We start from the raw sequence: 14109 nt of genomic DNA on the forward strand, positions 1-14109 counted from the left end.
ACTCATTGATCACTTTATACCATAATATAAACGAGATGAAAGCTTACATCAGTAAAACCAGTAAGGTTATATTCGCACTTTTTGTGTTGATGAACCTTACTGCTTGTAAAAAGGATTTTTTGGACAAAAACCCTCTAGATGCGGTAAACCCCGAGAATTTCTTTAAAAAGGCATCCGATCTTCAAATCTTTGCCAATGGATTCTATGGCCGTTTGGCCCCTCAGTACAATACACAAAATGGAACGGGTACAGTATCGGGCGGAAACAGTAATGTGGCCTTAGATGCCAACACGGATATGATGATTATACAGACAACTGTAACCAGTAGTTTGTACAGATGGAATACGGTTTCAGTTGCTGGCGCAACAAATGACAGTTGGTCTGGAGGCTATTCCAACATCAGATCAGATAACTATTTTCTGCACTATGCCAATATGAATGCAGAAAAAACAGATGCGGCCACCCATTACATTGGAGAAGGGTATTTCTTTAGGGCATGGGACTACTTCAGCATGTTGAAAACTTTCGGAGGTGTGCCCATCATGACCGAGGCGCTTGATGATAGTGACCTGTCAAAACTTTTAACACCCAGGGCATCAAGGTATGAGGTTGCTAAACAAATTATAGCAGATCTGGACCTGGCCATCGCAAAACTAAACTGGAAAGGCGAAGGTCAGGGTGCTATTGCTGGTAGGGTTAACAAAGAAGCTGCCCTCACTCTAAAAGCAAGAGTAGCACTTTACGAAGGCTCCTGGGAATATTACCATGGTAAAAAAGGCACCCCTTATGCAATGCCGGGTAAAGATGGTATGGAATTTCTGGCAATGATAGAACCCACGGTAGCGCAGCTTATCAGCAGGTATGGTACAAAAATATATACTGCTGCTGGCGACAAAACGATGGCCTATAATCAACTGTTTGCCCAAAAGAATGCATCAAATGTTGATGGTGTATTTCTTTACAAAGTGTACGATGCCTCTCTGCTGACACTCAGCAACAACTTCTTTTTCAAAATCCTTGATTCCGGTCCCTCAATCACCGATCACTTGATAGATGTCTATCTAAATAAAGACGGTACGCCTCAAGTATCTTCCGGGTCTTATGCCAATACGCTGAATCAGCTCAGCACTACTTTAGATCCGCGGTTCAGGCAAACGGTGTGGACCCCAGACAGAGGTCCGTTGAATCAATTGCCTGGACGTGGTGGTGACGGCGATCCATTTAGATATCCAATTATCGCCTCTCAGGCTCCTTATACGAGTATTGGCTTTACTTCAACGGGATACAGGAATTTTAAAGGGGCAGTTTTTGCACAAGAAGCTACCAAAGGGGAGACTGATGACGTGTTGATGCGGTATGAAGAAAGCTTGCTGTCGCTGGCAGAGGCTAAGGCCATATTGGGAACAATCAACCAGGCTGATGTTGACAAGACGGTAAATGTAATCAGGGCCCGTGTGGGGATGACACCTTTGAATATGAACGCTATTCCGGCCGGAACGTATCGGGAAGATCTTGGATTTGATCCTGGTTCAACACCTATATTGAACGAAGTAAGAAGAGAGAGAACCGTAGAATTTGCCCTGGAGGGCTTTCGTCTGGATGATTTGAAAAGATGGGCTGTGTATGAAAAAGTAATCAATGGCTATCAGCCAAAAGGCGCACTATTACAAGAATTTCTTGATTATTTCAATCGCTCAGCTAGTCAGGTTGTTCTGGATAATGGTTCTGACCCAACCTTATATAGCCAGATTAGAAAAGATGGTTATGTCAAGAACGAATTCAATCTGGTTACAGGCAATAACGTTGATAGGTTTGCGAATGGAAGAATAAACCCCTGGTTTAAAATAGCTGATTTCAAAGAAGGGGGCAGAGGCCTTTATATCGATCCGGGAAGAGACTATTTAAGTTTCGTTCCGTTACAGCAAATCAAGCTTTATCAAGCCAACAATGCGACGCTGAGCCAAAATCCCGGATGGAATTAATCCTATCAAATTTTATTCTTTAAATTATAAATCATGAAACATAAAAAGATATTATATGCTCTGACCTTATTTGTCCTGGTGGCATTCTCTTCTTGTATGAAACCCAGGGTAGAGTTGAATGATGGTGCTTGGGGTGATAACGCCTATATTACCGGTGCAAATTTATTTACTTTAGTAGAAGTCAAAAATCAACTGGGCTATAATGAACCTGTAACAGGCTATCAAGACGTTGGTGTAACCGTAAGTTCAAATGTTGTAGACAAAAGCAAGGCCTCTGTAACCATCGTAGCCGTAAAGGGAACAGATCTGACAAAGATCGGCATTCGGTTTACGCACTCGGCAAAGAAAATAGAACCTCTGAACGGTGCGCCCGTTGCAGGTGTTATCTCTGATTTCTCGAAAGGTTCGTTCGTGTATCGGGTATATTCTGCCGATGGTACCACAAGAGACTGGACGATTTATATTTCGGTAGCACCTTAAATAGATATGCCTAACAAAGAGGTGTTTACAACATGTGATCACCTCTTTGTTGTTATTTTATCTGTTTCCCCTCAATGGTTAATTTCATATTTTATAAATAATGAAGACATTCAATAGAAGAGAATTTATAAGCGGCATGCTTGCCACAGGTATTGTTTTACAAATTCCAGGTACGGTTATGGCCATGTTTGGCCCAAAAGCAAAGAGCATAAAAGCCGGCCTGATTACGGATTTGCACCAGGATGTGATTCATAATGGTTCTGAAAGATTACAGGTTTTTTTAACTCATATGAAAAAAAATAGACCTGATTTTATCATGCAAATGGGTGATTTTGCTTATCCCAATGATAAGAATAAAGCACTCATTGATGAATTCAATCAGGCGCATCCTGTTGCGCTCCATGTAATTGGTAATCACGATACGGATTCTGGACATACTAAGGAGCAATGTCTCCGTTACTGGAAGATGCCGGCTAGGTATTATACGAAAGAAATAAACGGCGTATGTTTTATCATTTTAGATGGGAACGATAAGGGGTCGCCCACTCATAAAGGAGGCTACCCATCTTATATTAATGATGAGCAAAAAATATGGTTACAACAGCAACTGAGGCAAATAGAAAAGCCTATTGTAATTGTTTGCCACCAGCCGCTTGCCGGTGCTCTTGCGGTGGATAATGCTGCGGAAATACAGGATATTCTAGGTGCAGCTTCAGATAAAATATTACTGGCCATTAATGGCCATACGCATATTGATTGCCAGTTGTTTATAAAGGGCATCAACTACGTTCACATTAATTCTGCCTCTTATTTTTGGGTTGGGGACAAATACAAACACAATAGTTATCCGGAGGAAGTTCATAAAGCTCATCCCTGGATATCCTACACATGTCCGTATCAAGATGCTTTGTTTACTACTTTAACTATTGACCCTTCATTGGGCATAATACATATTGAAGGCAAAAAAAGCAATTGGGTAGGGCAATCGCCTGAAAAGTTGAATTATGTTGATGCAACGGGAATATCTGCTGGTAAAGAAATTGTACCGTTTATAAGTAAGCGGAAGATTGTTGTGAGATCTTAAAATGTGTTTGTAAAAATATGTTTTTTGAGCTCTCTGAACCTTCCAGGTTCTGAGGTTCGCTCGTGAAAACATATTTTCTTGGGTGCAGACCGGGGTGGGTTCAGACAGGATGGAGTTCAGGAATAAGAAGCAGCTGATTTTTTTGTTTTGAATGCTTATATTCAGGGATTGAACTGTTATTATCAAAATAAAATTAAGATATGAAGAAATCATTGGTTGTTAAGACCTCCATCTATTTGTTTGCTTTGATATTTATTTGTGCTGTCAGCAAAGCACAAGAGAAACCAGCGATTATTCCAGAACCGGTATCGTTGGTTCAAGGTAAAGGTAGATTTGTAATTGATAATCAGACTTCTTTAATCATTCCGTCGGGTAATGCTGAGCTTGCTATGCTGGGTAGCCATGCTAATGAATGGTTCAGTGTGCTAACGGGCTTTAGTCTGCCTGTAAAGAACAAAACAACTGAAGCAGGATGCTCTATCAGGTTGTTGTTGAATCCGTCATTGAACAATCCTGGTAATGATGAAGGCTACGAGCTATCTATTACGGAACATGATGTAAAACTGCAGGCACGTAAAGCGGCTGGTTTATTTTATGGTTTACAAACGATACGGCAACTGCTTCAGCTTTCGGCTGAAAGTAAGGAGCAGTGTGGTAACTTGCCTGTTGTTGAAATTATTGATTATCCCCGTTTGAAATGGCGTGGACTGATGCTGGATGTAAGCCGGCATTTTTTCTCAAAAGACTTTGTGAAAAAATATATTGATGATATGGCGCGCTATAAATTCAATGTTTTTCACTGGCATTTAACGGATGACCAGGGATGGCGCATAGAAATAAAATCGTTTCACCGCTTAACTGAAGTGGGTGCCTGGAGAGTGCCAAGGACAGGACAGTGGTGGTCCTATACTCCACCTCAGAAAGATGAAAAGGCCTCTTATGGTGGGTATTATACGCAACAGGATATCAAAGAAGTTATTGCCTATGCTGCTGAAAGACATATCACGATTGTACCGGAAATTGATGTTCCTGGCCATTCGCTGGCAGCGATAGCGGCCTATCCGTATTTGTCTGCAACCGGATACAATTATGCTGTAAACCCAGGAAGTAAGTTCTATAATATTGATGACAATACTTTAAATCCGGCAGACGAGCGGGTGTATGCCTTTCTGGATAAAGTATTTACCGAGGTTGTGGCTTTGTTTCCGGGAGATTATGTCCACATCGGCGGCGATGAGTGTACCAAAAACTTCTGGCAACAATCGGCCGTAGTACAGGATTTTATGAAACAACAGGGGATAAAGACGGAACACGAACTGCAGAGTTATTTTATCAAAAGGGTAGAAAAAATCCTGAAAAAGAAGAAGAAAAAAATAATAGGATGGAATGAAATTCTGGAAGGTGGCCTGGCTCCTGAGGCAACAGTGATGAGCTGGCAGGGTATGCAAGGGGGGATAGAAGCAGCGAAACAAGGACATCAGGTTATTTTTACACCGAGTAGCAATACCTACCTGGATCTTTACCAGGGTGATCCATTATTGGAACCTAACACCTATGATATGTTGCGTTTAAAAACAGCATATCAATGGAACCCTGTTCCTGCCGGGATAGACAGTAGCTATGTTTTGGGAGGACAAGGAAATTTATGGTCAGAGTCTGTGCCTACCGGGCGACACGCCGAGTATATGACATGGCCGCGATCTCTGGCCTTATCTGAGGTTTTTTGGTCGCCATCGGGAAAACAAAACTGGGCTGATTTTCAGACAAAGTTAGCACCCCAGTTTAAGATTCTGGATGCTGCGCAAATCAATTATTCCAGGGCGGCATTTGATGTGCTTGCTACGACCAAACTTGATCAGGAAAAACAATTACTGGTTTCTCTTAGTACGGATGTTGATGGCCTGGATATTTACTATACTCTGGACAATACCAATCCTGATTCATCAAGTGCGCGTTATAATGGAACACCGATCGTTATCCCCAAAGGCATTTACCAAATAAGAGCACAATCATTTAAAGGAAATGCTGCTGTTGGAAAACTATTGATTGCTCCGTGTGGAGAATTGGAAAAACGGACCAGGTGATCTCTCATACTACCTATTTCGTATTGATCTCCGTCATATTAACCACAAAACCCGGATTTTCATTCACCTGATATTGAAAATCCAACCGTAGTTTTCCTGTTTTTTTAAAAGTATTGATGGATTTTAACAACGTCAGCGAACTATCATTCAGCCCTAATTTAAATTCTTTATAAATGGTGATCTCTGTAAGATAAGACAGTTCTTCATTTGTTTTCAAATCTACTTCTACTCCTGTTTTTTCAAATTCCCCATGATCAGAAGCTTTTACTTTATCCCTGATGTACTGCTTATCAAACTGTAGAAGCCTTTTTATTTGCTTTAGCGAATTAGCTGATTCTCGTTTGCATACCGAAACCTTAACCTTTTGGGGAATATAAATAACCTCCTCGCCCAACTGAGGCCCAAGGTTTAGCATAATACTGACATACGGCTCTTTAAAAAGTGCCAGATTCATCGTTTCACTCAATATAATGGCTATGTCTTTATCCTTTATTTGATAGGTTGTAGCATCTACCAATTCCATTCGTCTCACATACGGCATAAGCTCTAACTGTTCTAACAAGGTTAGTAGTTTATCGTAACTGTTCTGGTTAATCTCTAAAAGAGTAAATTGCACTTGAGAGGGCTCAAAGTTTAGCATTATAGGTAGCGCGAGTGCGGCAAAAGGCCCCGTCCCGGCATAAAGTACATGAACTGTTTGTAGACCCTGATGATGTAGGTCTCTAATGGCTTGATCAAGAGCTTTTACAAATCGTTGTGTCCTAAATATTTCCTTCACGCAATTTGATGCCCAAAATGGCCCTATAGCGTTTCCTTTGCTTGTTTGAATATGCTCACGATCACTCACACCAGACGGATCAATAGCGGTTGTCTGACACAAAAGATCATGGTATTTTAAGATGGATGGTGCTAATTTCTCATGGAAATCAGCCGCTATCAGAATATCTTGTGATATAGAGAGGAGATCTTTTTTATGCATTTTCGAGGTCATTAGTCTAGTTTTTAAGGAATTCGTCATCGCTGCGAACAAACCTATTTCACTTTTTACTAAGGTAGCAGTTTACCGATATTATTTTATATCCGTTTTCTTTTGAAAAAAAACATATTAAAGTAATTCCGCTAACATTACGTTCTACTCATTTAATAGTTGAAAATAGATTTTCTGGATTGGGTCAAATCATCTTATTGCGTATTTCTTTATATCTGGACCTGCCAACTGGCAATTGCTCGCCATTTCTGAGTTGAACAGAATATCTTCCACCAGCTTCTATGAGCAGTTTTTCTGCTTGTTGAAGGTGAACAATATACGAGCGATGGATGCGGATAAAGTCAGTGGCTGGCAGCAGCAGTTCAAGTGCGTCCAAGCTTTTATCATGTAATTCCTGCGTTCCGTTTTGCAAGTGCAATTCGCTGTATATACCTGCGCCTTTAATGTAATTCACCTTTATGGCCTCTATCATTTTGATTATGCCACCTTTTTTTACTGCTAAATATTTGAGTGGATTGTCTGGGAGATTGCTCTGGTTATTCAGGCGTCCGAAGGCCTGGAACAATCGGGACTCGTCGAAAGGCTTAGGTACAAAGTCCAGTACGCCGTAGGCAAATGCTGTGATTGCTTTATCGGTATAGGCTGAAACAATTATGGTATGGAAAGGCTTGGCAACCATTGCTTCCATGATTTCAAATCCGTTTTCGCCATTGAGGTTAAGGTCGAGCAGCAAAATATCAATCGGAGATTGTTCAATGTAAGTCAGGCCTTTGGCCAGCGTATCGCATACGTTTAGCGTAAGTTGTTGCTCAAAGTAAGCCTTTGTCATCCTGGCTAACCGTTTGGCGATTCGCGCCTCATCCTCAATGATTAATATCTTCATAAGTTAATACGGATAATGCTTTTCCAACCTTTTGTAAAAGATTCTGAACTAAAATTCCATTGATTTCCATAACTTTCTTTTAAACGGGCTTCAATGTAGCGAAAACCATTACCACCACAATGCTTACTTGTTATCCGGTTTTCGGCAAAGACTTCAAAAATATATTGCTTGTATTGGTTAGTTCTGGAAAATGAAAGCAGAAATTTTATACTACCATCCTCTAGTGGGATACTATGTGTAATGCCGTTTTCTAGGAGTGTATGAATGATTGCTGGCGGGATCAGTTCCTCCTCTTGTATGCCTGTATTTTCCCATACATAAGTGATTTCCTTGCGAAACTGCATGACCGACAGGTGGTGCCTGCACAGCGCGATTTCTTTATTGATGGGAATAAGAACGTCTTCGGCAATTTCATTCATAACATCAAATTCATGCGACAATTCCTGGATAAAAAGGACGCCCTGTGCGGGAGACTCCTCCACCCAATCGATCAGAGAGGTCAGCGTGTTGCGTAAAAAATGTGGCTGTATGTTCTTTTTTATTAATTCCAGTTGTAAACGGGAAGATAGCAGCAGTGAGGTCTGGTGAGCTTCTTCCAGTTGTTTGGCACCCTGGGTTTGCAGATAGAGAATGCAAAGCAGAATAAGTGTAAATGCAATGTATAGACCAAAGTCGTAAAACATGTATTGGTTGATGACCATGGAGGCTGAAAAACCCGCAAGCACCAGTATGCTGCCCCGTTGTTTTTTAATTATGGCATATAATAATATGAATACCGAGGCGATCCACAATGTTAGGCTATATAAACGGGCAGTGAGGTCATAGTGTTCATATTCAGTTGTATAAATTAACAGCAAAGAGAGCGTTAAAGCACCGATGAACAGTAGTTTGTGCGGAAAATTAAAGTGGATGGTAAAATACAAAGGGATCAGAACAGCGATGGCAAAGGTTAACCAGCCTACTATAATTAAGCGGGTATAGTACTGTGTATAGGGAATATCGATATAATATTTGAGGTATTCCATAGCCAGAAGGGCGAAGAATAAAAAGCAGATCACTGCAAATAACAATGTGGTTTGTTGTTTGTGTTTGCTGTTGTAGTATAAAAAAGTGTAATAGATTGCTGCGATGAGAAAGGCTCCCGCCATTAGATTGACCAGGGACAGTTCTATGAGCGGCTGGCGAAGCATCTTGAGATAACTTTCTGGTTTTGCCGTCACGTTTCGTTCACTTTCTATCAGGTGTTTTTGGGTACCTTTGATTAGGACATCATGTTTGCCGGGTTTGGAAAGTTTGTCGGGAATTTGGTAATAACTTGTTTCGGTGCCGGGCACTTCTGGTTGCCCTGGAGCAGAGGGGATGCCATTCTGTCCGATCCTGACCCCGTCCCAATATACAACGAATGCACCAAAGCTATGTACCTGTAAACCTAAAGGTGTGTTGATTTTTTTTTCCAGCAGGATGATCTCCACGCGGGCAGTCAAAGTTGTGTCCGGCCTGCTGATAACAGCGTCTGAAGCCTCGTACCGGATATCACGTTGACAGGATGTGAGGGTAACGAGCAGTAAAATGATCCACCATTTTTGCATGTCTAAAGATAGAAAATGTTGCTCTGCTTTATAGTGCAATCGAAAAGCTCATGGTGCTGTTTGCATGTTTTTTTTGGTGAGTTTTGATGGTACTTAATAGTCTTGCAGTATGAAAACCATACTGACCCTTTTTTTTCTATTCTGTATGATCACTACCAAGGCCCAGACCCTGAGCGGAGCTTTAGCTGATCACAACACCCACCATGCGGTAGCATACGCTACAGTTAGCCTCCTTGATCCGGCAGGACAGATTATTTCCAGCACCATGACAGATGAAGAGGGCAAATTTGTCCTGAAACTCTCGAAAGCCGGGAGTTTTACGCTCAATTGCGGCTTTATAGGTTATCAGGTACTGGTCCGATCTATAAAGGTTAATGATGGCCAAAATGAATTGGGTATCCTGTCGCTTATTCCGGATGCGCGTCTGTTGAGTGAAGTAACTGTATCTGGCCGGCAAGCTGCCTTGCACCTGCAATCTGATAAAAAGGTATTTGAGGTTGGAAAGGATGTGCTTTCGCAGAATGGTTCGGTCAGCGATGCGTTGAACGGTATTCCATCTGTGGCTGTCAGCCCGCAGGGTGAAGTAAGTTTACGTGGTCATACGGGGGTCACCGTATTGGTTAACGGCCGGAGGTCTGGTTTAACACAGGGAAATGCGCTGGAACAATTGCAAGCTGATCAGGTTGAACGTATTGAAGTGATTACAAGCCCTTCAGCACGTTATGATGCGTCGGGTAGTGCGGGTATTATTAATATCGTTTTGAAGAAAAATAAAAAATCGGGTTTTAACGGGCAATTAAAAGTTGTGGGTGGTGTACCTAACGATACCCGCATCAATCCCAGTCTGAACTATAAATCAGACAAGTTAAGTTTCTTTTCTACCCTGGGGATGCGTAAATCTGATTATAAAGGGATCTATACTACAGACCAACTGACTGGAGACAATAGCATGCAGATGCGGCAGAACGAAAACCGCCATGATGATGGAAAATTGCTTTATCTGGGGGCGGATTATTTTATCAGTGACAAGCGAACCATGACGGCTGCTTATCTTTGGAACGGGACGCATGATCATGATAAAACTGAACTGAATTATGATTACCGCAATGAGACAACGGATAGTATTTTGCGCCGGAACGGCGAATCATGGGAGCAGCGGAACTACCACCAGCTGGAATATAATTATACACAGTTGTTTTCCCAATCAAAAAAGAAATGGACGGTTGATATGCAGTACGATTGGTGGGACAGCAACAAGGACTGGCTGCTTGCTACCCGGAAAATTTATCCCAAGGCAGCCGATTATCCAAACCTGCGGACAAATGCCGGTAATGCCAGCCGCGACTTGCTGTTACAGTCAGATTGGGCGCAACCAATAGGAAAGGAAAACTTGCTGGAGCTGGGTATTAAAACTGAGAACAGGCATGTTAGGTATGATTTTTTTGCAGAAAAACAGACGGGCGATGTTTATGGTGTCTACAAAGGACTCAATAACGGGTTGGAATATAGTGAGCGTATACAGGGTGGCTACGCACAATTGGGGGGTAAACTGGCTAAGCTCAGTTATCTTGGCGGACTGCGTATGGAAATTACAGGTGTCAATGTATCTGGCCGCGATGAAATATACACCAACCGAAAGAATTATACGCGTCTGTTCCCAACACTTCATTTGGACTATAATCTTAACTCCACTTCAATTTTGCAAGCACATTATAGCCGCAGGATCAACCGCCCCTCGCTTTATCAGCTATCACCCTATATGGAATTGACGGACTTGAATGCACAAAATACTGGTAATCCAAATCTAAATCCTTCTTATTCGGATGTTTATGAGTTAGGGTTTCTTTATCGGAGCAATACGCTAACCATTAATCCCTCTCTGTATGCTCAGGTTTCGGATGCATCGATAACGGATTATACTTTCCGTAATGCAGAGGAAATGTTTATTACGCTTCCTGTTAATATAGCTAGAGAAGTCCGTCAAGGTTTCGAACTGAATGTAATGTTTGCTCCTTTAAATGTACTGCAGTTCAATGCCGACCTCAATGTATATCATTTTCGGCAATCAGGTGTTTATAAGGATTTTGACTTTGGTTTTTCTGGCGGGTCTTCTTCAGGGCGGCTCAATGCACAATGGAAATTGGGAAAATTTATGAGTGTTCAGGGGCGTTATTATTTCAATGGATCGTTAAACACAGCCCAGAGCCATACTCGTACGATGCAATGGGCAGATTTTGGTATCAGTAAAATTCTGTTTTCCGACAAACTCTCTTTGGTAGCAGATGTTACCAATGTGTTTGATTCGCGTCGTTATCACAGTACTATTGTTGGACCAGATTATGTTTTGTCTACTATGAACCGATTTAATGGTGCCCGTTACCGCTTAAGTGTAGCTTATAAATTCAAAGGGAATGCGATAGTACGTGAAGCTAAAACTGGTAATCGAAATTGATTCCGAATCAATGGTAATTTCTCGCTGAACTTTACAGGTTCTGAGGCTTGATCATGAAAACATATTTTTTTATTGTAATATATACTAAACTTTTGTTTAGTATTACTGTGTAATTGAATTGTTGAATAACCACAGTAAACACACACATGAAACGATTATTAATTTTATTTTTTTGCCTGGCCTTTTGGGGGATTGGTAAGGCACAGTACAAGGGCAAGGTCTTCCTTGATCAAAACAAGAATAAGCTTCTTGATGCGGGGGAAAAGGGGCTTCCGGGTGTTGCCGTATCTGATGGGCAACACGTACTCCGAACGGATAACGATGGAGGTTTCAATTTGCCGGGACATTCAAAGAACCGTTTTATATTTATTACAGTTCCAGCGGGGTATATGCTTTCTGATAAGCATTATATCAAAATAAATGGAACCGACGTGGCCTACAATTTTGGTTTGCTGGAGGATGCGACAAGTACTGGTTCGTCGGTTAAAATGCTGCAAATAACTGATACGGAAACTGATAAGTATAACGACTGGATTGTTAATGTAAAGAATTATGCCAAGAAGCAGGGCATAAGTTTTATTGTGCATACTGGTGATATATGCTATGAAAAAGGGCTGAATTTTCACGCAAGCCAGGTTACCTCTGAGGCACTTGGGAAACAGATCTTTTATTGCATAGGTAATCATGATTTGGTTAAGGGGGCCTATGGTGAGGAACTGTTTGAGCGTCTGTTTGGACCTGTATATTATTCTTTTGATGCTGGTCCGGCACATTTTATTGTAACGCCAATGCGGTCTGGCGATTTTCAGCCTTCCTATACTGTTGATGAGTTGATTAGTTGGATGCGCAATGATCTTGCTGCTGTTGATAAGGGAAAACCTGTCATTATTTTTAACCACGATTTGCTTACTTATGGCGATCAATTCATTTTAAAAGGTAAAAATGACTCCATTAATTTGAATGAAAATAATTTAAAAGCGTGGGTATATGGCCACTGGCACAATAATTTTGTAAGACAGAGTGAAAAAACAGGAATCAAGTATATTTCTACCGCACCGCCTGATAAAGGTGGAATAGACAATTCTGCAGGGCAATTTCTTTCTATCGAAATTGATAAAAATGGAGTGAAAGAAGTTCAGCCGCATTATACCTATTTGCATAAACATCTTGTGGTCAACACGCCATCAGGATCTGATATGGTGAAAATTGAAAATGGCGCTTTGATGGTAAATGCCAGTGTTTACGATAGTGAGACTACGGTAAAAAGTGTTAAAAGTATAATTTATGATGTGAGGGGCTATAAGGTAGCTGAAGCCAGTCTGACTGCAAATACAGACTGGAATTGGGAAGGCAGGATACCGGCAGTTTCATTGGCGAAAGGGAAACCCTTGACTGTTCAGACCGAGGTGTCTTTTGCAGATGGGGAGGTGCATATCCAAAAACAAACTTTTACGATTGGTAATCAAGCAGCTGGTTCGTCTTTAAAATGGGTGCGCAATATAAAGGGGAATATATGGAAAGCGGCACCTTTATCTGCCGAAGGGAAATTATTTTTGGCCACCATTGATGATGGCAATAATATGAATTGTGGCGTTACGGCCATAAATCCATTAACTGGTGCTGTTTTATGGCATTACAAAACACAAAATTCTGTAAAACATGAGCTTTCTTATGATAGTGGTTTGATTTTATGTACGGATATGGAAGGTTTTACTTATGCGCTTAAGGCTTCGTCTGGACAGGTGGTTTGGAAGAGGAACCTGGGTATGAAGAATCTTCCAGGCTATATATCTGGTGGTGTTGCAGAGAAGGGTATTTATTATACTGGCTTTGGTCCTTATTTTCAGGCATTGGAGGTGAAGACAGGTAAGATGCTTTGGACCAATAAAGACTGGAGCGGGGGAGAAGGAACTCCTGCAAAGATGACGCTTGCGGGTGATGTTCTTGTGACGGGAAGTAACTGGCAAAGTTTATTTGGGCATGATAAAAATACGGGAAAGCTGTTGTGGAAAAGAAGCGATGATGGCTTGCGTTTTAGAAGCAGTACGGCGAAGTATGTAAACGGCAATATTTATGTGACGGGGATCAATGCCATATTTGTAATTGACCCTTTAAGTGGTAAAACGCTGCAAAAGATTGAGGCACCTTATGAATTTAAAGTTATGGCAAGCCCGCTTGTGACGGATGAGCATATCATTATGGCTACTGCCAAAAATGGTGTGGTTGCTTATGATCTGAAGACTTTAAAAGAGGTGTGGAACAGGCCGGCTGGCAATGCGCTGGTTTATTCTGCCCCATATACCGGGCCGGAATCTGCAACGGTTGAGGGTTCGGTGCTGAAGTACAAAGATAAATTACTTTTTGGTGCTTCTGATGGTTTCTTTTATGTTTTAAATGAGAAAACCGGAGGTATTTTGCAGAAGATGAATCTAGGTTCGCCTGTTTTTGCTGATGTTTCGGTATCGAATGATACTGCGTTTGTAGCAGATTTTGCTGGAAATGTATTTGCTGTTGCTTTGAAATAATAAACATATAATATTATGATGAGGAAACCATCATAAGCAAAC

General features: G+C 41.3%; 9 protein-coding genes. 6 read left to right on the plus strand and 3 right to left on the minus strand.

The genetic code is table 11. The features are described 5' to 3' along the window. Positions 1-35: 35 nt before the first annotated feature. From DBR11_RS17940 to DBR11_RS17955, 4 genes are all read left to right on the plus strand, one after another. Positions 36-1982 (plus strand): RagB/SusD family nutrient uptake outer membrane protein, encoded by a 1947-nt coding sequence (locus DBR11_RS17940; RefSeq protein ID WP_108554017.1) that lies wholly within the window; start codon positions 36-38, stop codon positions 1980-1982. 33 nt (positions 1983-2015) lie between these two features. Beyond that, a complete protein-coding gene (locus tag DBR11_RS17945) occupies positions 2016-2462 on the plus strand; it encodes a hypothetical protein (RefSeq protein WP_108554018.1) in 447 nt (148 codons plus the stop codon). Positions 2463-2562: 100 nt separating this feature from the next. After that, complete coding sequence (locus DBR11_RS17950; RefSeq protein WP_108554019.1) at positions 2563-3546, plus strand: metallophosphoesterase; 984 nt, start codon at positions 2563-2565, stop codon at positions 3544-3546. A gap of 200 nt (positions 3547-3746) precedes the next feature. Beyond that, the gene (locus DBR11_RS17955; RefSeq protein ID WP_108554020.1) at positions 3747-5630 is read left to right on the plus strand and encodes a beta-N-acetylhexosaminidase; all 1884 of its coding nucleotides are present in this window, start codon (positions 3747-3749) and stop codon (positions 5628-5630) included. Between the two features lie 13 nt (positions 5631-5643). Here the strand turns inward: DBR11_RS17955 and DBR11_RS17960 are convergent, their stop codons facing one another. The 3 genes from DBR11_RS17960 to DBR11_RS17970 all read right to left on the minus strand — a co-directional run bounded on the left by DBR11_RS17960 (position 5644) and on the right by DBR11_RS17970 (position 9090). Then, positions 5644-6621: a hypothetical protein gene (locus tag DBR11_RS17960; RefSeq protein ID WP_108554021.1), complete on the minus strand. Its 978-nt coding sequence runs from the start codon at positions 6619-6621 to the stop codon at positions 5644-5646. Positions 6622-6802: 181 nt separating this feature from the next. After that, complete coding sequence (locus tag DBR11_RS17965; RefSeq protein WP_108554022.1) at positions 6803-7501, minus strand: LytTR family DNA-binding domain-containing protein; 699 nt, start codon at positions 7499-7501, stop codon at positions 6803-6805. Next, on the minus strand, positions 7498-9090 hold the full coding sequence (locus DBR11_RS17970) for a histidine kinase (RefSeq protein ID WP_108554023.1): 1593 nt from the start codon (positions 9088-9090) through the stop codon (positions 7498-7500). The genes DBR11_RS17965 and DBR11_RS17970 overlap by 4 nt, the downstream gene beginning before the upstream one ends. 109 nt (positions 9091-9199) lie before the next feature. On the opposite strand from DBR11_RS17970, the gene DBR11_RS17975 reads away from it, so the two are divergent. Together DBR11_RS17975 and DBR11_RS17980 are read left to right on the plus strand one after the other, a co-directional pair. Further along, positions 9200-11542 carry an outer membrane beta-barrel family protein gene (locus DBR11_RS17975; protein ID WP_108554024.1) on the plus strand — a complete coding sequence of 781 codons (2343 nt, stop codon included), beginning with the start codon at positions 9200-9202 and terminating at the stop codon, positions 11540-11542. A 146-nt stretch (positions 11543-11688) separates the two neighbouring features. Continuing rightward, positions 11689-14067 (plus strand): PQQ-binding-like beta-propeller repeat protein, encoded by a 2379-nt coding sequence (locus tag DBR11_RS17980; RefSeq protein WP_108554025.1) that lies wholly within the window; start codon positions 11689-11691, stop codon positions 14065-14067. Positions 14068-14109: the final 42 nt, after the last annotated feature.

It is taken from the genome of Pedobacter sp. HMWF019, assembly GCF_003061025.1.
Lineage (GTDB): Bacteria > Bacteroidota > Bacteroidia > Sphingobacteriales > Sphingobacteriaceae > Pedobacter.